This is a genomic window from Paenarthrobacter sp. 10L412 (assembly GCF_056395565.1).
Genome location: NZ_JBFTJT010000007.1, coordinates 172,367 through 191,737, shown reverse-complemented (window position 1 = coordinate 191,737; position 19,371 = coordinate 172,367). Strand labels below are relative to the sequence as shown.

Here is a 19,371-nt window from a genome sequence, read left to right as displayed (position 1 = left end):
CAGGTTGCCTCGACCAGGAGTCGGCGGATCTACGAAAAAAGACCCCGGACTTGTGTCCGGGGTCTTTTCTCAAGAGGACTAGATCAGCGTCGCTTCTTCTTGGCAGTTTTGCGCTGCTCCTGGGTGGCTGCCTTGGCAGGATTACCGGATCGGCCCGAGGAGCGACCTTCGATGCGGGTCTGGCTCGCACCGTCCTCGCCTGGGGCTGTGTACTGCAATTGCGCAGGCTTTTCGGGTGTCTCCAGACCGGAAGCGCGGATCTGGGGATCGTGGTGCTCGGTGTGTGCACCTGCCGCAGTATCGTCGGCAACAACGACATCTTCGGCGGGGGTCACCTCAACTTCAAGGTTGTAGAGGAAGCCAATGCTTTCCTCGCGAATGGCTTCCATCATGCTTTGGAACATCACGAAGCCTTCGCGCTGGTACTCCACCAGCGGATCGCGTTGGGCCATGGCCCGCAGGCCGATGCCCTCTTTGAGGTAGTCCATCTCGTACAAGTGTTCTTGCCATTTACGCCCAAGCACCGACAGAACCACCCGGCGCTCCAGCTCGCGCATACTTTCAGAGCCAATGGCCTCTTCACGGGCCTGGTACACAAGCCGCGCGTCAGAGAGGATCTCTTCCTTAAGGAATTCGGCAGTGACCCTGGACTTACCGCCGGCTTCATCGATGATTTCCTGGGCAGTTACGGTGGCAGGGTAAAGCGTCTTCAGGTTGGACCAGAGCTGGTTGAAGTCCCAGTCATCGCCGTTGCCTTCTGCCGTGGCGGCTTCAATAAGGGCGTTGATGGTGTCTTCCAGGAAGAACTGAACTTTTTCGTGGAGGTCATCGCCTTCCAGGATCCGACGACGGTCCCCGTAGATCGCTTCACGCTGGCGGTTCAAGACGTCGTCGTACTTGAGGACGTTCTTGCGCTGCTCCGCGTTGCGGGCTTCCACCTGCCCTTGAGCCGAGGCAATGGCACGGGAAACAAGCTTTGATTCCAGCGCGACGTCGTCGGGCACAGAACTGTTCATGAGCCGCTCGGCAGCACCGGAATTGAACAGCCTCATGAGGTCATCGGTCAGTGAAAGGTAGAAACGGGACTCCCCGGGATCGCCCTGACGTCCGGAGCGGCCCCGCAACTGATTATCAATCCGGCGGGACTCGTGGCGCTCGGTGCCCAGCACGTAGAGGCCGCCAAGGTCCAGTACTTCCTCGTGCTCGTCCTTAACCGCTTGCTTGGCCGCTGCGAGTGCCTCGGGCCATGCTGCTTCGTACTCTTCCGAGTTCTCCTCCGGGTCGAGGCCCCTCTTGGCGAGGTCTGCGATAGCAGTGAATTCGGCGTTGCCACCAAGCATGATGTCGGTACCACGGCCTGCCATATTGGTTGCCACTGTGACGGCACCCTTACGTCCGGCCTGAGCCACGATCGAGGCTTCCCGTGCGTGGTTCTTGGCGTTCAGGACCTCGTGGCGGATTCCTTCTTTTGCCAGCAGCTTGGAGAGATATTCGCTCTTCTCAACGCTGGTGGTGCCAACCAGTACGGGCTGGCCCTTTTCGTGGCGTTCCGCGATGTCTTTGACGACGGCGTCAAACTTGACGATCTCGTTCTTGTAGACGAGGTCCGATTGGTCGATGCGCTGCATGTCCCGGTTGGTGGGGATGGGCACAACTCCGAGTTTGTACGTGCTCATGAACTCGGCTGCCTCGGTCTCGGCCGTACCCGTCATGCCGGACAGCTTGGAATACATGCGGAAGTAGTTCTGCAGCGTTACCGTTGCCAGGGTCTGGTTTTCGGCCTTGATCTCGACGTTTTCCTTGGCCTCGATGGCCTGGTGCATGCCTTCGTTATATCGTCGCCCGGCGAGGATACGGCCTGTGTGCTCGTCAACAATCAGGACCTCGCCGTCGAGGATGACGTAGTCCTTATCGCGCTTGAAGAGTTCCTTCGCCTTGATGGCGTTGTTCAGGAAACCAATGAGTGGGGTGTTGGCCGATTCGTACAGGTTCTGGATACCGAGGTAGTCTTCCACCTTTTCAATTCCGGCTTCCAGGACACCAACAGTCCGCTTCTTCTCGTCGACTTCGTAGTCAACATCCGGCTGAAGCCGGAGTACGACCTTCGCGAATTCGCTGTACCAGCGGTTTGTGTCGCCTTGGGCCGGACCCGAGATGATGAGGGGGGTTCGCGCTTCATCGATCAGAATCGAGTCAACTTCATCCACAATGGCGAAGTTGTGGCCCCGCTGAACGAGTTCACTGGCGTCCCAGGCCATGTTGTCGCGCAAATAGTCGAAGCCAAATTCGTTGTTTGTCCCGTAGGTGATGTCTGCGGCGTACTGCTGCCGACGCACCGACGGATCCTGGTTGGAGAGGATGCAGCCGTTTGTGAGGCCAAGGAAGCGGTAGACGCGTCCCATGAGCTCGGACTGGTATTCGGCAAGGTAATCATTCACTGTGACAACGTGGACGCCCTTGCCCGTAAGGGCATTGAGGTATGCCGGCGCAGTTGCCACGAGGGTCTTGCCTTCACCGGTTTTCATCTCGGCGATGTTGCCCAGATGGAGGGCGGCGCCACCCATGAGCTGGACGTCAAAGTGCCGCATGCCCAGCGTTCGGGATGAAGCCTCGCGGACTGCTGCAAATGCCTCCGGCAGGAGAGCGTCCAGGGTCTCGCCGTCCTGGTGCCGGGAGCGCAGACGGTCCGTTTCCTCCCGAAGTTCAGCGTCAGAGAACGTCTTGAAAGAGTCTTCCAGGGCATTGATGGAATCGGCATAGTTCCGCAGTTGCCTGAGTGTTTTCTTGTCACCCGTGCGGAGAAGTTTTTCGATTAGTGATGCCACGTGAAATTGCTCCCAGTCTCATGCTGCCGAATTCTGGCTGTTTCAGTCTACGGGAGAGAGTATCGCCACGTTATCCGGTTCCCCTGTGAGCGGACTGCTTTGCCCATCTGGTTCACGAGGCCCGATGGGTCCCCAGGCCACTGCCTCGGAGAGTGGACCCGAGAGATCCCCCACCGGCCACACAACAACTTCCTGAAGGCCGAGCCACTGGGCCATGAGCCACAATTCGGCGGAAAGCTCGACGGCGGTATCGGGTGGCGCTCCTGGCTCACCAAAGGCGGACCGAACCAAGAGTTGGCCTGCGGCCCTGTCTGCCTTCAAATCGACCCGAGCCACGATGCCTTCCCTGAGCAGGAAGGGCAAAACATAGTAGCCGAAACGGCGCTTGGCAGCCGGGGTGTAGATCTCTATCCGATAGTGGAATCCGAACAACTCTTCCAAGCGGCGCCGCTCGAAGACCAGCGAGTCAAAAGGGCTCAGCAGCGCTCGGCCTTCGGCCCTGCGTGGCAATCTGGCCTCAATGTGCCGGTAGGTTTCCCGGTCCCAGCCGCGAACGGAGACGCGCTCCAGCCGGCCTGCCTGGAGAAGGCGCTGCACCGATGCCTCCCCAGCCTTCAGCGGGGTCCGAAAATAGTCGGAAAAACACCGGACCGTTCCGATCCCGTGGGCCATGGCGGCTGTATCCATGAGCCGGTCAAGGGCAGCATCGGAATCCGACCCGCCGTCTACCGAGCCCGGCAGAACCCTGGAAGTAAGTGTGTAGAGACGTTCGAATTGGGGTGTCCGCGAAGCCGCCGAAACGCGGCCTTCTTCAAACAGATGCTCCAGAACGCGCTTCACGGTGTTCCAGTTCCAGCCCCAATTTCCGCTTTCGGCGTCCTGGGTGTGCCCAAGATGTGCAGTCAAGGCAGACGCCGTCATCGGCGGTCCGGCCTCCAGGGCTGCGAGGATTCGTTCCTCCATGGCGATCCGCACCGCGGGCTCCAAGTGATGCGCTCCCACCCACGCCCGCTTTTGCCAGAGAAGCAGGTCGGGAAAATGCTCCGGACGGATATAGCTGGCCTCGTGAGCCCAGTACTCCATCATTTTGCGTGGTTTTCGGCCTGCCATGGAGTGAAGGATTGCCGGATCATAGTTTCCCAGACGGGAAAAGAATGGCAGATAGTGGCTCCGGGCCAGCACATTCACGGAGTCGATCTGGACAAGCTGGATCTGGGCAAAAGTCCGGCCCACCGCCCGTAGGGTCACGGGGCCGGCGGGCCGGACTTTCGCCAATCCTTGGGCTGCCAATGCGATCCGCCGTGCCTGTGACAGGCTCAGCGAAGCGGTCATTGAAGTCCTTTCACGTGCGATCAAGCCTTACTTGGCGGTGGCCGCCTGGTCATCCGAGCGGTACGCGTGGATCTTCTCCTCCACGGCTTCCTCGCCGGGCTCGCAGGTGGAGTCCAGGGTTATGACACCATAAGTCCAGCCACTGCGCCGGTACACAACCGAGGGCGCATTGGTTTCCTTATCCAGGAACAGGTAGAAGTTGTGTCCCACCAGTTCCATGTTGTCCACTGCATCATCGAGCGTGAGGGATGCTGCAGGGAAAACCTTACGACGGATCAAAACGGGTGAATCTCCCGCTGGAATGTCGTTCTCGATCTCGTAGGGCGACCGCTCATCGGCCTGCGGTGCAGGCTCCTGGTGGCTGTTGGCCTCTACGTAAATTGGCTCGCTGGCACTCGCGGGCTCAAGGGAGGCCGTTGCTTCCCGAACGGCCTTGGGCGTGTGTCGCCCATGGTGCACCTTCTTCCGGTCCTTTGCGCGACGCAACCGCTCAAGCAGCTTGTTGTACGCAAGATCGAAGGCAGCAAATTTGTCAGCGGCTGTGGCCTCGGCACGGATAACAGGGCCTCGGCCCAGGACTGTCACTTCAACGGTGAGCTGTCCCGGCGTTTGCCGGGGGTTGGTCTCCTTGGAAACCTTGGCGTCGACTCGCTGGACTTTGTCCCCCAGCGATTCAATCTTTGAGATTTTCTCGCCGGCATATTCGCGAAAGCGGTCAGAAACTGTCAGATTTCGTCCGCTGATCATGAACTCCATGGTGCCCTCCAAATAACTCAGGTGACACGACAACGACGCTGTAGGGGGCTGGTCTGACGGACAGTCGAGCCCCTTTCCGAGCCGCTATCGACAGGTACATCTGTTCTTGGTACCCACAACCGACGTTAGTTCATCGGCACGAGTTATTCACCCTTTGGCCACTTATTTTTTGTTTGCGTCTTAACCCCACCATGGGGCTCGTCTCCGGTGGTGTGCGAGGCGTAGGCTGGTGGCCTCGTGGCCGCGAGAACAACGGCGCCGCAGACTATCCCTCCGGCCGCAGAAACAGCCCGGGCAGCCTCCGCAAGGGTGGCTCCAGTGGTGAGAACATCGTCCACAATCAGGCATCTTTGCCCGCGGATCTTTTCCCTGTAACGGGGGCGAACCCTCATGGAACCCCGGACACGCCTGGCACGCTCACCCCTGCCGAGTCCTTTTTGGCCGGTGGAACCATCTCTCCTCTCCGTGCCAAGGATGGCCCTGACGCCATATCCGATCAGGTCTTTGCACGTTGCGGACAGCCACTGGTTTTCCAGGAGACTCCCGGTCTTCTCAAGAGCGTTAAAACCCGGGTACCGGGACAACATGCCTCGTCTCTTCATGCAGCGGAGCAGAACGTGTACGGGGCTGAAACCCCGGCTTCGGAAGGCCTTGCCGCTGCTGGGAACAGGAACAACGCAAAACTCTGGCTGGTCACCAATGGCCAGCCGAACCGCGTTTCCGAGGCAAGGCGCCAACACCTCAGCCAGTCGCCACTGGCCGAAGCTCTTGAACGACAACAGGGACTGCGAAAGTTCATCCCTATAGGGACCCGCGGCCACCACGCCCAGCTTTACAGTGCCATCAACATCGACGAGCGCAGGCGATTCTTGTTCGGCCCTGAAGGGCTTCCTGCAAAGCTGACGCACACGCTTGGCACAATGCCTGCACAAGACGGTGTCTTCCACACCGCAGCAGACACACTCAACGGGAACCAGGAGTGCAACCAACTCCATCAATGCCGCTTGCATGTGGGCAATCAGGCGCCCAAGCAGGCTCCTGTCCTTGCCGCGTCGTCGGGGTCCTGAGAGGTCCGGGGCGCCAACATCGGGGTCAAGCCGACGCCCGATGCGTTGGGCAGATCGAGGACCCTTGACGGCAGACGGGAGGTTGTTCACGGAAACAATCATGCTGGTAGCCTTAGGCACTTTTTGTTCCGGCAACAGCCCCACGGCCCGCTATGTGAACAACCATCGCTTGGTTGGGGCAGCGCCTCCAGGGTGCTCCGGGTCAGCCAGGGAAGGCCGGCTCCGTTGGGCCCTTGAGCTGAAGCTCCCAACCATTTCCGACACGTTGGAAAATTCCCGCTGTGGACTGGCCGTAGATCTGTTCTGACCCGTTACCTGCGCTCAGGCTCATGAGGCCGTCCCACGGCGCCAGCTGCTGTGGCTCCCCCGAGGTAAGCGAGAGCAACTCCGGAACCACGGTAGCCGTAGCCGAACTGGCCATGACGGCAACGGTGGATCCGTTGACCCACACTCCCTGGTCAGGCGAGGTGGACGTGAAAAGAGTGATCGGAGCCGTAAGATCCTTCGGCGCGCCGTCTGCAGTCCGGACGATGCCCGTCACCTGAACCACTGATTTACCGTTCGCCTCGGATATCACCAGCGCGCGGGTACCTTCGCGCGAAATCCGGAAATCCTTGACAATCCGTCCGGACAGCCACGTGGGAGAAATTGTCGCCGTGGGTACAGCCATGCCGGGGGCAACGCCCGTGGGCTTGAAAGCCACAACCTCAGTATTTCCGGTGGCACCTGGTCCCGCCGTCCAAACCCAATCATGAGGACTGAACGAAGGCCCGGTCAACGTGCTTCGGGTGGTCAGCTGGCGGGCCGGTTGCCCCGGCTCGATGGAGTACAAGGTGGTTTTGTCACCGTTGAGGAAGGCAACGGTTTGGGATACAGGCGACTCGGCGGGTGAATGGGGGCCGAGCCCTGCAACCGACTGAATGTCAGGCAATGGTGAAACGCGATTGTTCTCATAGCGGACCAAGTCACCGTTATTGACGGCAATCTGGCGGGCAGGCACATTCTTGTCCACAACCGGCGGCAGAACAGTCCCGTTGTCCTCGACCCGGACCAGGTCCTGGTCGGCGCGAAGCTGGACGTTAATGACGTCCGGTTGCCCCCTGAAGGTTAGTGCCAGCTGGTTCTGCATGCGTTGGCGGTCTTCTGCCGATGCATCGAACAGTTCCTTGGCCGACAAATCCACTTGGGCTGCTCCTGAAACGACAGGGACAGATTCCCGGGCCAACTTCATCCCGGAGGGAAAGGCGCTCACCACTGCCCCACGCAAGTAGGGCGCAGGCCCAGCAAGCAGGGCGCTGGTCATGGATTTGACAGTCTTCTTCTTGATGAACCATCGGTAGTCCGGCACCGCATACGTGAACGTCGGGTCATAGAAGTAGATGGGGAAGGCGCCGTAGATGACTTTGAACGTCTCTTCCGGAATCGCAGTGCCATCCGGAACCTTGGAGATCCGCCACTCCCCCTCCACTTTCTCCAGCGAGACGGGGATGGTCTCCTTGGTCCCCGGTGGGAACTGCGTGGCTATTCCGTCCGCATCCACCGTGTAGGCAAGGTCGACCTCGTAGAGGTATTCATTTTCCACGGCTGTCTTGACCACGTGGGCCCCGCGGAAAACGATGGCCCGCTTATCCGGCTTCCACGTTACGGCCTGGGCTTGGGTCAAATATTGCCGCGCTACGGGATAGTCGTCCTCATAACCGCTGCCAGCCATGTAGAAATCCTCAATGACGGCTTCAGGTGTGGAGCCTGCGCGTGGTGCTGCGGGGAAGAACACAGGGGCGTTGGGGTTTCCCGCTCCCTCATCCTGGCTTTTTCCCACTGGTCCGGACCGGGGAATCTGGGCGCACGAAGCCAGCAAGACCATGAGCGCCGCCAGCACGGCAACAAAAGCCCGCCTGCGTGCGGTGCAAAGGGTCCTCATGATGCATCGCCCTTTCCGTCGTCACCCGAAGGAGGCGTTCCGACGTCGGATTTGCCGTCTGTGGTGCCAAAACCCGCACCCAGGACAAGCATCTGGCGTTCGCTGCCGGCTCCGGGCAAGTCGATGTCCGCAGGTTCCAACTGAAGGGGCGATTTGAGGATGGTTCCGCCCTGCTTGAGCGGCAATGTCAACCGGAAGTTTGAGCCCGCCCCTTTGCGACCCCATGCCTGAAGCCAGCCGTTGTGGAGCTTGGTGTCTTCGGCGGCGATGGACAAGCCCAGACCGCTGCCACCGGTAGTTCGGGCGCGTGCCGGGTCGGCCCGCCAGAAGCGGTCGAAAACCCGGGCAGCTTCCGCTTGGCTCATTCCAATACCGTGGTCCCGCACGGCCACGGCCACGGCGTCATGGTTTGCTGCCACAGAAATGTGGATCGGCTTTCCTTCGCCGTGCTCGAGGGCGTTGAGGAGCAGGTTTCGCAGGATCCGGTCGATCCTGCGGGAGTCCATTTCGACAATGATGCTCTTCTGACGGGCGTTCAGGCGGACCTCAGAGCCGTATTCGGCAGCTACGGGTGCTGCGCCCTCCATGACGTGCGAGACCACTTGGAATATGTCCTGGGGTTCGGCGTCCAAGACGGCAGCACCAGCATCGAAGCGTGAAATTTCCAGCAGATCCGACAACAAGGACTGGAACCGCTCCACCTGGTGATAGAGGAGTTCGGCCGAGCGTTTGTTCATAGGATCGAAGTCTTCACGGGCGTCGTAAAGGACCTCCGCCGCCATGCGAACGGTGGTCAAGGGGGTGCGAAGTTCGTGCGAGACATCCGAGACGAATCTTTGCTGCATTTGGGACAACGTGGCCAACTGGGTGATCTGCTCCTGCAGGCTGGCCGCCATATGGTTGAACGAAGCACCAAGCCTGGCTACTTCATCCTCACCTTTGACCACCATGCGCTCTTGGAGTTGGCCCGCAGCCAGCTTTTCCGACACCACGGCAGCATGGCTCACAGGGCTGACGACATTGCGCGTGACGTACCATGCGATGGCACCAATCATGAGCACGAGCGCCGCACCACCGGCCCACAGCACGTTCTGGATTTCGTCCAGGGTCTTCTGTGCCGTGTTCAGGTCATAAATCAAATACAACTCATAGGCAGTGCCGTTAAAGGTCACTTTGTTTCCGACGGCAATACCGGGGCGGTCCTCGTTTCCAACCGGGAACTGCATGGAGGCCCAGAACTGTTGCTTCCCGCCTTCCTGGACAGCCTTTCGCAATTCCGGCGGGATGACGCGGACGGTGAGCTGGTCCGAGGCGCGCGACTCTACCCAGCGGTTACGGGGTTTGGTCTGTTCCGGCACGGCTTCGAAGACGTACCGCCGCTGGATCACCGAGCCCCGGCCCTCTACGGCGGTTAACGTGTCATAGACCAACGTGATGACGCTTGATTGATCAGTAACCTGTGCGCCGTCGAAGGTGTCCTGAACCTGTTTTACGTTGTAGCGGGATTCCGACTCCGCCTGGGCCAGCCTTTCCTGGAACAGGTTATTGGCGATCTGGTTGGAAAGGTATGCTCCGACGATCGCAAAAGACGTTACGGCAAGCAGGAGCGTCGTCAGCACGGTCCTGAACTCCAATGACCGCCGCCACCGCCTCAGCAAAGAACGCCAGAGGAAGCGAAGACCCGGCCGTATCTGCCGGACACCGATCGCGACGAGGCGGGAAACCCTGAGAACCAGAATCAGGCCACGTCGCGTCCATATCCGGGCGCGCCACATCAGCCAGGGAAGGTTCCTTCGTACTGGATCGCTGGGGGCGGCGGGTGAACTCCCGGACCCCGAGGGCTCCGCGTTCTGCTGCTGGTCAGTGCTCTGCCCCTGGACCGTGGTCTGCTCCTGGGCGGGCTGCTCCGGAGTGCCGGACGCCTGGTCCTTGTCCGGGGTGCCGGTGTTGCCGGCAGGAGACTCAGGAACCTGCTTTATACCCGACACCACGCACCGTCAATACAACTTCGGGCGCTTCCGGATCGCGTTCAATCTTGGAGCGCAAACGCTGAACATGGACATTGACCAACCGGGTGTCCGCGGCATGGCGGTACCCCCACACCTGTTCAAGCAAAAGTTCGCGCGTAAAGACCTGCCACGGCTTGCGGGCCAATGCCACCAGGAGGTCGAACTCCAACGGTGTAAGTGAGATACGCTCTCCACCGCGGGTGACCAGGTGGCCGGCGACGTCGATGGTTACATCAGCAATCCGCAGGGTCTCCGGAGCCTTTTGCTCGCCCGGCCGAAGGCGCGCACGGACACGCGCCACGAGTTCAGCGGGTTTGAAAGGCTTGGGCACGTAGTCGTCAGCACCGGATTCAAGCCCTCGGACAACATCCGAGGTGTCCGATTTCGCCGTGAGCATGACAATGGGAACGTCCGATTCCCCACGAATCTGCCGGCAGACTTCGATGCCGTCCGAACCCGGAAGCATGAGATCCAAGAGCACCAAATCGGGTTTGGACGAACGGAACACTTCAAGAGCCTGGCCGCCGTCTGCGCAGAATACGGGCTCGAAGCCATCATTGCGCAGGACAATACCAATCATCTCTGCGAGCGCTTCGTCGTCGTCAACTACCAGAATCCGTGCCTTCATAGTTATATATTCCCTTATCGCCAAGCCTTTGTCCTGTTGGGCGGGCGCACGGCATGGCGTCCCCCAAGGCACTTCCACCGTACTCCACGCCCGCACTTGGCTCGATGTGGATCTGCTGTCCGGGCAGTATGGGCTCAGGCTATGAGGGAGGACACCGGGACTATAGGCTTGGGGCGAAGGTCCATGTGGGGGACGTCGGATGTCGGCGGGCCGGATCTCTTGGGGAGGAAATCGTGTCACAGCCAGAGCACGGCCAGCAGCCATATCCGGGCGGTCAGCCTGCGTGGGGCAACCAGCCCCAGTGGGGAGGTCCGCCCGCGTGGTCAGCCCCACAGGGCGGCGGCAACAACTGGCCGGGCTACCCTCCGCCAGGACCAGGATCAGGACCAGCGGGTGGATGGCCTGCGGCTGCGCCCGGCGGACCACCCTATGGCCAGCCCATGTATGTTGCCCCACCCAAGCCCGGTGTCATTCCCTTACGACCCCTGCAATTCGGCGAGCTGCTCGATGGCTCCTTCCAGACCATACGCCGGAATGCCGCCTCCATGTTTGGTTCAGCCCTGATCGTCCAGGCTGTCGCCGCTGCCCTCCTGGGCGTTGTGACCGTCGCCATGTACGAGCTTATGGATTCGTTGGAAGCGACGGATTTCAGCGCGGACGCGGCTGGATTCTTCGGCCCGTTCCTTGCCGTCATGGCGGGTTCGGTGGGAGTCTCCGTGTTGATCGGCTTTCTCGGCGCCGTTCTCCAGGGCGTCATGGTCATTCCGGTTTCCCGTTCTGTCCTCAACCGACGGACGGGCTTCGGGCAGATGTGGAAGCTGGCTGTCGGGCGGATCCTGCCTCTCCTGGGAGTAGCAGCCGTGCTCACTTTCGGTGGACTGCTGGCCGCAGCTGCCGTCGTCGGGATTGCCGTGCTGTTGTTCACGGCCTTGGGACCGGCTGCCTTGTTGATTGTCTTTCCCTTGGGCTTCGGGGCCATCGTCGTCTTTGTCTGGATTGGACTGAAGCTCATGTTCGCCCCCGCCGCCATCGTCGTGGAGCGGATCGGCGTCTATGACGGGCTCCTGCGATCCTGGCAGTTGACCAAGAGCAATTGGTGGCGCATCTTCGGCATAACGCTGCTGGTGAGCGTCATGGTGGGAATCATCGCCCAGATAGTGCAGATTCCTGCCTCTCTCGCCGCGACCGCGATTGGATCTGTAATCGCTCCCCACCCGGACGCCGAGACAGTGGCCTCCACCCTGATCCTCACGACCGTGATCTCGATGATCATTGGAGCTTTGGTGGGGTCTGTGACATTCGCTTTCCAAACATCCGTGTCCGCGCTCATCTATATGGATCTTCGGATGCGTCGGGATGGGCTGGACGTGGAGTTGATGCGGCTGATGGAAAGCGGTGCAGATCCCGAGGGAATCCCGGGTGGTCCTCCCCCGCAGGTCCAAGGAAACACATGGCCACCTGGCGGCGGACAATGGCCAGGCAATCCTCCCGGGCGCCGGCCGCAGGCATGAGGGAAGCATTAATCCATGTCATTCCCGCTTTGGCCGGCACTGAACCGCCGGTGACTCCGGACCGTGACGAAGCACGTCGCTGGGCCGAGGAGGAACTATCCAAGGCGCAGTATGCCCAGGCCCGGCCCAGTTGGCTGGACCAGCTTTGGCGCGATTTCCTGGACTGGCTCAGCTCCCTGGAAGGGGACGGATCTTCCCCGGGGAGCAACATCGCTGTTCCCCTCATCATTTCCTTGGCTGTCGTGCTCATCGTGGTGGCTATCCTCGTAGTCCGTCCCAGGCTGAATGCAACGCGAAAAACCTCCATTGCCGGCATTTACGGCAAGGACGCCGTTGTGGACGCTGCCACATACCGGAAGCGCGCTTTGGCCGCGGCCGACGACGGCGACTGGCCGTCCGCCGTCGTCGATCAGTTCCGGGCCTTGGTACGTTCCGCGGAGGAACGGGATGTCATTGAAGCGCGGGCCGGACGGACGGCCGATGAAGCCGCAGGGCAGTTAGGCCAGGCCTTCGCCCCCGCTCAACTCCGGCTGGTCGATGCCGCCCGCCTGTTTGATGCGGTCCGCTACGGAGAACAGGCCGCAACAGCCTCGGATTATGACGAATTGCGCAAGCTGGATACGGACCTCCTCGCCCTAACACCTGACTTCAGTGGCCAGGACCAGCAGGGATTCGCGGTGCCGCGATGACCCTCCAGGAACAGGTGCCAGAAGCTTTACAGGGAGGAACTCCTCCTCAACGGCGGACCAGCGCATTATGGAGTTGGTTCCGAAAGCACCTGGTTTGGATTGCACTGGGGGCAGTGTTTGCCGCATTCGTGACGTTCCTGGTAGTGGAACGGTTCTCGGCACCCAACGACTCCCGCGCCTTGTCTACCCGTAATCCCGCTCCTGACGGGGCCATGGCCCTGGCCGAAATACTGGGGCGTCACGGTGTGGGCATAACTCCCACCGATACCCTCGAAGACACCCTGGCAGCACTTTCCGACGACGACACCACCGTGCTGCTCTATGACCCCCGCGGTTTCCTGAACAGATCGCAGTTGCAAGATGTGAGGGCCGCGGCCGGGCGGGTAGTGGTGGTGGCACCGCGGCTACGCACGTTGAACGGCCTCGATCCGGGCATCCGTCCCGGCGGAGTGGTTCCCGAAGCAACAAAAATCCTTGAACCCGGCTGCGGCCAGGAAGATGCAGAGCAGGCGGGAGGCGTTGCGGCACAAGGACCGGTGTACCTGGGGCCGGTAGTTTGCTACGCCACCCGCAGCGATGGACCTGGACTTTATGTGGCCTCGGAGGATGGTCGCGTCATTGTGCTGGGGAGCACCGGGTTGCTGGAAAACCAACACCTCGCTGCCCAAGGCAACGCCGCATTGGCGATCCGGACCCTGGGAAGCGCCCCCGACTTGGTCTGGTACACACCAGGCCTCACGGATGTAGCGTCCGATAGATCCGCCCCGACGCTCAACGAGCTTGCACCCCCCTGGCTGGCGTTTGCGGGCCCATGGCTGGCTGTCATAGCTATCCTTGCCATCCTCTGGCGCGGACGACGCTTGGGACCGTTGGTCTTTGAACCACTTCCCGTGGTGGTTCAGGCCGCAGAAACAGCCGAAGGCCGTGCACGTCTCTATCAGGATTCACGGGCCGTGGAACGTGCCGCCGACAATCTGCGGGCAGGAGCCCTCGCCCGGTTGGCCAAGCATTTCAACCTGGGGACGGACGCCACCGGGGAGGCCATTATCGACGCCGTGGCCCGGCGCCTTGGACGGCAAGCACCGGCAATCCGATGGGCGTTGATTGATTCCAAGCCGCAGACAGAAGGACAACTGGTGCAGTGGGCACAACAGATTGAACGAATCGAACAGGAGGCGACGGCCCGATGAGCAACCAGCCGAACAACTATACGGACAGCAACAACCAATACTCCGGTGGCGCGGCCCACCAGGTAAATCATGCACACGCAGGCGAACCACAGGCGAATGGACCGCAGGTGAATGAACCACAGCAGGGCGGCCACCGCAGCGGTATGGAGGATCCTGCCCGGCAGTCCCTGCTGAACGTCCGGAACGAGGTTGGGAAGGCTGTGGTCGGGCAGGATCCGACAGTGACAGGCATGCTTATCGCCCTTCTCTGCGGCGGCCATGTCCTGCTGGAAGGTGTGCCCGGCGTCGCCAAGACCCTGTTGGTTCGGGCGTTGTCCACTGCCCTGAGCCTGGAAACCAAGCGCGTACAGTTCACCCCGGATCTCATGCCCGGTGACGTCACAGGCTCCTTGGTGTACGACTCGCATTCATCGGAATTCACTTTCCGGGAAGGGCCTGTTTTCACCAACATCCTGCTGGCCGATGAAATAAACCGAACGCCACCCAAGACGCAGGCCTCGCTCCTGGAAGCAATGGAGGAACGCCAGGTTTCCGTGGATGGCGTATCGAGGCCACTCCCTGCACCCTTCATCGTGGCAGCCACCCAGAATCCCGTGGAATACGAAGGAACTTACCCCCTGCCCGAGGCCCAATTGGACAGGTTCCTCCTCAAGCTGACCATGCCCTTGCCAGGCAGGGCCGAGGAAATCGAAGTGATCCGCCGGCACGCCGGTGGCTTCGACCCCCGAAACCTTGCCGCAGCGGGCGTGCGGCCGGTGGCTGGCGCCGTCGAGCTTTCCAATGCCCGCGCGGCTGTGGCGCAAGTGGCCGTCGCACCGGAAATTCTGGCCTACATTGTGGATGTAGTCCGGGCAACAAGGTCAGCCCCGTCCTTCCAGCTGGGCGTCTCCCCTCGAGGCGCTACTGCCCTCCTGAACACGTCGAAGGCATGGGCCTGGTTGTCCGGGCGGCCCTTCGTGACGCCGGACGACGTCAAAGCGTTGTCCTTGCCCTGCCTCAGGCACCGGGTAGGCCTGCGTCCTGAGGCCCAGATGGATGGCATCCACGTTGACGACGTCCTGGGCAGCATCCTCGCGTCCGTTCCGGTGCCTCGTTGATTCTGCCGGTGATGCAGATGATGCCGATGACGCCAACGGCAAAGGTGCCCTGATGGCCATCACGGGTCGTTTTGTGTTGCTGGCAGTTGCCGGGCTGGTTCCGTTGCTGCTGTTTCCGGTGTGGAGCACGGTGCTGTTCGTTGCTATCGGGCTGCTCCTGTTCCTGACCCTTGACCTTGTCCTGGCGGCTTCCCCGGCCAAGCTGGGCTTGGCACGGCAGCAACCGGGCAATGTCACTTTGGAGAGTCACGTTGATTCCGTCCTCACGGTGACCAACCTGGGCCGCCGGAAGCTGCGGGCGATGGTCCGGGATGGTTGGCAACCTTCCGCTGGAGCGCTAAACCCAGCCCAGCCGCTCGACGTTCCACCTGGCGAACGTCGCCGCATGACGGTGTCCTTGGTGCCACGGCGCCGCGGCGACCTTGAGAGCCCACACGTGACGATCCGTTCCTATGGGCCCTTGCGGCTGGCCGCACGGCAGCGAACGAGGGCACTTCCCGGGCGGCTTCGAGTGCTGCCACCCTTCCATTCCAAACGGCATCTGCCATCGAAACTACGCAAGCTGCGCGAACTTGATGGCAGGGCAGCTGTGCAGATCCGGGGCACCGGAACGGAGTTCGATTCCCTGCGGGACTACGTTCGCGGCGATGACGTCCGATCCATTGACTGGCGTGCAACCGCCCGTCGCACATCTGTGGTGGTGCGGACCTGGCGTCCGGAACGGGACAGGCGCGTTGTGATCGTTCTGGACACATCCCGAACCGCAGCGGCCCGGATTGACGACGAGCCGAGGCTCGATACTTGGATTGAGGCTGCGCTGCTGCTCGCGGTTCTGGCGGAACGGGGCGGGGATCGGGTTGACTTCCTCGCCTACGACCGGATGCTCCGCGCGAGGGTCGAATCTGCTTCGAAAGGCAATCTCCTGGCCCAACTCGTTCAAGCCATGGCGACGTTGGAGGCCGAGCTCATCGAACTGGACTGGCAGCAGATCCCAGGCCAGGTGCGGGCTGTCTCGGCACACCGCTCGCTTGTGGTGCTTTTGACAGCCCTCGACGGCGGCGCCCCCGAGGAAGGCCTTCTCCCTATGGTGGCCCAGCTGGTCCGCCAGCACGTTGTGGTGGTGGCATCTGTCCGGGACCCCTTACTCGCAGCCATGAAAGCTGAACGTTCCACCGCCAGCCAGGTTTTCCGTGCCGCCGCCGCGGAACGCGCCCTGCTGGAACGCGCTGCCGTCACAGAACAGTTGCGGCAACTCGGGGCTGAAGTGGTGGACGCCGAACCCTCTGAGGTCCCTCCCCTGCTTGCTGACACCTACATCCGGCTTAAAGCGGCCGGACGGCTCTAGGAAGGACTCCAATGAACGAACCTATCTACCGGCTCGCCCTCGGCAATGATTTCACCAAGCTGGCCCCCGAACTCCAGGAGTACTTCTCCCTGGCGGCAGGCTCCGGGTCATATGGAATCGGCGAAGGGGTCTTTGACGTCGTAGGGTGCCAGCAAAAATGGTTGCGTCCTTTGCTGGCCCTGACGGGAAGCGAAGAGGCCTTCTTCCCTGAATACGGCGAAGGCATTCCGTTCCGCATTGAGAACCACGCCCATGTGGATCCCTTTGGCCGGCAAGCCCTCACGGCACGGCGTGAAATCTACTTCCCGTCCGGGACGCGATTGTTCCATGACACCACGAGCGCTATCACCACGCCGCAAACGAGCTCCGACACGTCCTCGCAGACTCGGTTGGTGGACCATGTTGGCCGCTACCGCCGCCTTGTCACGGACCTTGACGTAAGTGTCGCGCCCAACGGCCGGCTGCGGGGCGTGTCCAAAGCCAGCCGGCTCTTCCTGGGTCCACTGCGCATTCCATTGCCGGCGACCCTGGACGCAAAGGCCTTCGCGGAGCAATGGTGGGACGAGAACGAGGGCAAGCATCGGATCCAGGTCAAGGTCATCCAACCCCAGATCGGCGTAGTGCTTGTCTATGCAGGCCGCTTCGATTACCGGTTGGCGCCCTACCTGCCCGGGGCCGCCCAAGGCACATCGCTCCCCCGCTATGCAGAACCGGATCGCTGGGAAAAGAGGATCTAGCCCTTGCCGATCAGCCCTGTGACAGTTGGTCCAGGCCATCGGCGACTTGGGTGAGCCGGGCGAGCACTTCCTTAGCTGTGGAGGGCTTCAGATGGGCGAGTCCAGTTGCGGGCGTCACCCGCAGTGCCGACAACGCCGACGCCGGGAGGCCCAGTTGGCTCCAAGGCCGCCAAATGGTGTCAACGACGTCTGCGGTCCGCGGGAGCATGCCATCAGTGTCCGCTGTGGGCATGGCGCCAGCCCACACGCGCTTGCCATCTTCCACTGCCCCGGCAAGCTGCTCCCACTGGCGGGTTGTCAACGCCTTCAACGGCACGGCAATGCCATCGGCGCCCGCTTCGAGTATGCGATCGATCGGCGCCTCTATCTCCGGTACGGCCACCACGATTTCGACCGCGCCTGCTGCCCTGAGCGCATCGATCACCAATCGCCAGGCGCCCGCAACTTCCTCGCCGGGGATGGACCGCAGAGTGCGGTAACCACTCGCCGTCGGGATTGTTCCGCCCATCACTGCGGCAATGTCCGGCTCGTCCAACTGGACCACAACGCCCGCTCCGGGGACCGCTCCCGAGATCCGCTGAAGGTGTCCTGCTACTCCTGCTGCCAGTGACTCTGCGATGTCGCGGCGCGCCCCAAAATCGAGGAGGGCTCTCTCGCCGTTGTGGAGGTGCAAACCGGCTGCGAGGCTCAGGGGACCCATCAACTGGACCTTGATCCCGCTGGCTGAAACTTCTTCTGTTCCAGCGACGTCAGCCAGGATGTTGACGTCAGTGGCAAGCGCGGATCGTCCTCGTTGCGCGTCCTTCCCCGGCCGGTCCACCAATCTCCAACCGTGGGGCTGGACGTCCACGGCCAAATCCACAAGGAGGGAAGCTGTCCTGCCTACGGCGTCGGATCCCACGCCACGGTCCGGCAGTTCGGGCAGGAACGGAAGGTGGGGGTCCCCCAATTCGCCGCGGATGATCCGCAGGGATTCTGCAGGGTCAATCCCGGGCCATGGGCCAAGAGCCGTAGCACTGACCCTTTGCACTTCTCCTGACATACTTTCAGGCCTGCTGGCTGGAGATCTGGTGATCCTCTGCGATGGCCTCGTGATGGCGGATCACTTCACTGATGATGAAATTCAGGAACTTCTCTGCAAATGCGGGGTCGAGATGCGCGTCCTCGGCCAGGCGGCGAAGCCGGGCGATCTGGGCTGCTTCCCGTCCAGGGTCGCCCGCGGGAAGCTTGTGCGTGGCCTTGAGGACCCCTACTTTCTGGGTGGCCTTGAAGCGTTCCGCGAGCAGGAAAACGAGTGTGGCATCAATGTTGTCGATGCTGGACCGGATGGAGAGCAGCTCATCCATGACGCCGCGATCCACCTGGCCCGCGAGGGAACTCGCTGACGGGTTGAAGGAATCGTCGTCTTCGGGGAGGGCATTGTTCTGCTCGGTCATGGTCCCCAGTCTATGGGGTGCGGCGGTAGCGTTGCCGGTGTTACCTGACGGCGTCCCGCCAGCGGTGTTCCCGTCGCGGGAATCGGTGCAGAATGGCAGCATCACTGCACTCGACCAAGGGAGCTTCCATGAAAATCGCTGTTCTGGGAACAGGAATGGTGGGGCACGCCCTCGCTGGCAAGCTGGTGTCCTCGGGCCACGAGGTCATCATGGGTTCCCGTGAATCCGGCAATCCCAAGGGCGAGGAGTGGGCCCAGCAAGCTGGTCCACGCGCCAGTGCGGGCTCTTTCGCGGAAGCGTGCGCACAGTCCGAGCTGATCGTGAATGCCACACCCGGTACTGTGACCCTGGCCGTCCTCGCTGAAGCCGGCGACGCCACCCTGAACGGCAAGATCCTCTTGGACGTGGCTAATGTCCTTGATGGATCCAGCGGCTTCCCGCCATCTCTCACAGTCTGCAACACCGACAGCATCGCCGAGACCATTCAACGGACCTACCCCGAGGTGCGGGTAGTGAAATCCCTTAACACAGTCAGCGCCCCCGTCATGGTGGATCCAGGGCGGCTTCCGGGCCCACATGACATGTTCATGGCGGGAAACGACGCGGATGCCAAATCCACAGTGTCAGGCCTGCTGCAGGAGTTTGGTTGGGCACCCGAGCACATCAGGGACCTTGGTGCACTCGACGCTGCCCGCGGCATGGAAATGTGGCTGCCCTTGTGGCTAAGGATCTTCATGCAGCAGCCGAAGGGAAAGATGTTCAACATCGCCATCGTCTCGGAATAGCTCAGGAACCACCCTCCGCAATGGAGACACCGAAGGCCCGCTC

General features: G+C 61.5%; 16 protein-coding genes. 7 read left to right on the top strand and 9 right to left on the bottom strand.

Annotated elements, in window-relative coordinates:
- Positions 1–83: 83 nt before the first annotated feature.
- The 7 genes from secA to mtrA form a co-directional block, all read right to left on the bottom strand.
- Entirely contained in the window at positions 84–2,825 is a 2,742-nt protein-coding gene (gene secA, locus AC1DD7_RS11175) for a preprotein translocase subunit SecA (RefSeq protein WP_477515018.1), read from the bottom strand.
- 42 nt (positions 2,826–2,867) lie between these two features.
- Positions 2,868–4,157 (bottom strand): winged helix-turn-helix domain-containing protein, encoded by a 1,290-nt coding sequence (locus tag AC1DD7_RS11170; protein ID WP_477515017.1) that lies wholly within the window; start codon positions 4,155–4,157, stop codon positions 2,868–2,870.
- A 27-nt stretch (positions 4,158–4,184) separates the two neighbouring features.
- On the bottom strand, positions 4,185–4,913 hold the full coding sequence (hpf, locus tag AC1DD7_RS11165) for a ribosome hibernation-promoting factor, HPF/YfiA family (protein ID WP_431115718.1): 729 nt from the start codon (positions 4,911–4,913) through the stop codon (positions 4,185–4,187).
- Positions 4,914–5,056: 143 nt separating this feature from the next.
- The gene (locus tag AC1DD7_RS11160; protein ID WP_477515179.1) at positions 5,057–5,305 is read right to left on the bottom strand and encodes a phosphoribosyltransferase family protein; all 249 of its coding nucleotides are present in this window, start codon (positions 5,303–5,305) and stop codon (positions 5,057–5,059) included.
- 877 nt (positions 5,306–6,182) lie between these two features.
- Positions 6,183–7,901 carry an LpqB family beta-propeller domain-containing protein gene (locus tag AC1DD7_RS11155; RefSeq protein ID WP_477515016.1) on the bottom strand — a complete coding sequence of 573 codons (1,719 nt, stop codon included), beginning with the start codon at positions 7,899–7,901 and terminating at the stop codon, positions 6,183–6,185.
- The gene (gene mtrB / locus AC1DD7_RS11150) at positions 7,898–9,676 is read right to left on the bottom strand and encodes an MtrAB system histidine kinase MtrB (RefSeq protein ID WP_477515178.1); all 1,779 of its coding nucleotides are present in this window, start codon (positions 9,674–9,676) and stop codon (positions 7,898–7,900) included. Before mtrB ends, AC1DD7_RS11155 begins: the two co-directional genes overlap by 4 nt.
- Positions 9,677–9,863: 187 nt before the next feature.
- Positions 9,864–10,538, bottom strand: coding sequence for an MtrAB system response regulator MtrA (gene mtrA, locus AC1DD7_RS11145; protein WP_144649950.1), 675 nt, complete (start codon positions 10,536–10,538; stop codon positions 9,864–9,866).
- A 233-nt stretch (positions 10,539–10,771) separates the two neighbouring features.
- Between mtrA and AC1DD7_RS11140 the strand changes: the two genes are divergently transcribed.
- The 6 genes from AC1DD7_RS11140 to AC1DD7_RS11115 all read left to right on the top strand — a co-directional run bounded on the left by AC1DD7_RS11140 (position 10,772) and on the right by AC1DD7_RS11115 (position 17,107).
- Positions 10,772–12,049, top strand: a complete 1,278-nt coding sequence (locus AC1DD7_RS11140; RefSeq protein WP_477515015.1) for a DUF7847 domain-containing protein — start codon at positions 10,772–10,774, stop codon at positions 12,047–12,049.
- Positions 12,046–12,738, top strand: coding sequence for a DUF4129 domain-containing protein (locus AC1DD7_RS11135; RefSeq protein WP_477515014.1), 693 nt, complete (start codon positions 12,046–12,048; stop codon positions 12,736–12,738). Before AC1DD7_RS11140 ends, AC1DD7_RS11135 begins: the two co-directional genes overlap by 4 nt.
- Before the next feature lie 113 nt (positions 12,739–12,851).
- Complete coding sequence (locus AC1DD7_RS11130) at positions 12,852–13,928, top strand: DUF4350 domain-containing protein (RefSeq protein WP_477515013.1); 1,077 nt, start codon at positions 12,852–12,854, stop codon at positions 13,926–13,928.
- Positions 13,925–15,025, top strand: a complete 1,101-nt coding sequence (locus AC1DD7_RS11125; RefSeq protein ID WP_477515012.1) for an AAA family ATPase — start codon at positions 13,925–13,927, stop codon at positions 15,023–15,025. The genes AC1DD7_RS11130 and AC1DD7_RS11125 overlap by 4 nt, the downstream gene beginning before the upstream one ends.
- Positions 15,026–15,077: 52 nt before the next feature.
- Complete coding sequence (locus AC1DD7_RS11120; protein WP_477515177.1) at positions 15,078–16,370, top strand: DUF58 domain-containing protein; 1,293 nt, start codon at positions 15,078–15,080, stop codon at positions 16,368–16,370.
- Between the two features lie 11 nt (positions 16,371–16,381).
- The gene (locus AC1DD7_RS11115; RefSeq protein ID WP_477515011.1) at positions 16,382–17,107 is read left to right on the top strand and encodes a DUF4166 domain-containing protein; all 726 of its coding nucleotides are present in this window, start codon (positions 16,382–16,384) and stop codon (positions 17,105–17,107) included.
- Positions 17,108–17,117: 10 nt separating this feature from the next.
- Here the strand turns inward: AC1DD7_RS11115 and AC1DD7_RS11110 are convergent, their stop codons facing one another.
- The gene (locus AC1DD7_RS11110) at positions 17,118–18,149 is read right to left on the bottom strand and encodes a uroporphyrinogen decarboxylase/cobalamine-independent methonine synthase family protein (RefSeq protein ID WP_477515010.1); all 1,032 of its coding nucleotides are present in this window, start codon (positions 18,147–18,149) and stop codon (positions 17,118–17,120) included.
- A 4-nt stretch (positions 18,150–18,153) separates the two neighbouring features.
- Positions 18,154–18,543 carry a chorismate mutase gene (locus AC1DD7_RS11105; RefSeq protein WP_431115729.1) on the bottom strand — a complete coding sequence of 130 codons (390 nt, stop codon included), beginning with the start codon at positions 18,541–18,543 and terminating at the stop codon, positions 18,154–18,156.
- Between the two features lie 128 nt (positions 18,544–18,671).
- Between AC1DD7_RS11105 and AC1DD7_RS11100 the strand changes: the two genes are divergently transcribed.
- On the top strand, positions 18,672–19,328 hold the full coding sequence (locus AC1DD7_RS11100; protein ID WP_477515009.1) for an NADPH-dependent F420 reductase: 657 nt from the start codon (positions 18,672–18,674) through the stop codon (positions 19,326–19,328).
- Positions 19,329–19,371: the final 43 nt, after the last annotated feature.

Excerpts from the sequence above, each read along its gene's own strand:
- AC1DD7_RS11170 (WP_477515017.1), bottom strand. The coding sequence starts at position 4,157 with ATGACCGCTTCGCTGAGCCTGTCACAGGCACGGCGGATCGCATTGGCA.
- hpf (WP_431115718.1), bottom strand. The coding sequence starts at position 4,913 with ATGGAGTTCATGATCAGCGGACGAAATCTGACAGTTTCTGACCGCTTT.
- AC1DD7_RS11160 (WP_477515179.1), bottom strand. The coding sequence starts at position 5,305 with ATGAGGGTTCGCCCCCGTTACAGGGAAAAGATCCGCGGGCAAAGATGC.
- AC1DD7_RS11155 (WP_477515016.1), bottom strand. The coding sequence starts at position 7,901 with ATGAGGACCCTTTGCACCGCACGCAGGCGGGCTTTTGTTGCCGTGCTG.
- mtrB (WP_477515178.1), bottom strand. The coding sequence starts at position 9,676 with ATGTGGCGCGCCCGGATATGGACGCGACGTGGCCTGATTCTGGTTCTC.
- mtrA (WP_144649950.1), bottom strand. The coding sequence starts at position 10,538 with ATGAAGGCACGGATTCTGGTAGTTGACGACGACGAAGCGCTCGCAGAG.
- AC1DD7_RS11135 (WP_477515014.1), top strand. The coding sequence starts at position 12,046 with ATGAGGGAAGCATTAATCCATGTCATTCCCGCTTTGGCCGGCACTGAA.
- AC1DD7_RS11125 (WP_477515012.1), top strand. The coding sequence starts at position 13,925 with ATGAGCAACCAGCCGAACAACTATACGGACAGCAACAACCAATACTCC.
- AC1DD7_RS11120 (WP_477515177.1), top strand. The coding sequence starts at position 15,078 with ATGGCCATCACGGGTCGTTTTGTGTTGCTGGCAGTTGCCGGGCTGGTT.
- AC1DD7_RS11115 (WP_477515011.1), top strand. The coding sequence starts at position 16,382 with ATGAACGAACCTATCTACCGGCTCGCCCTCGGCAATGATTTCACCAAG.
- AC1DD7_RS11110 (WP_477515010.1), bottom strand. The coding sequence starts at position 18,149 with ATGTCAGGAGAAGTGCAAAGGGTCAGTGCTACGGCTCTTGGCCCATGG.
- AC1DD7_RS11105 (WP_431115729.1), bottom strand. The coding sequence starts at position 18,543 with ATGACCGAGCAGAACAATGCCCTCCCCGAAGACGACGATTCCTTCAAC.
- AC1DD7_RS11100 (WP_477515009.1), top strand. The coding sequence starts at position 18,672 with ATGAAAATCGCTGTTCTGGGAACAGGAATGGTGGGGCACGCCCTCGCT.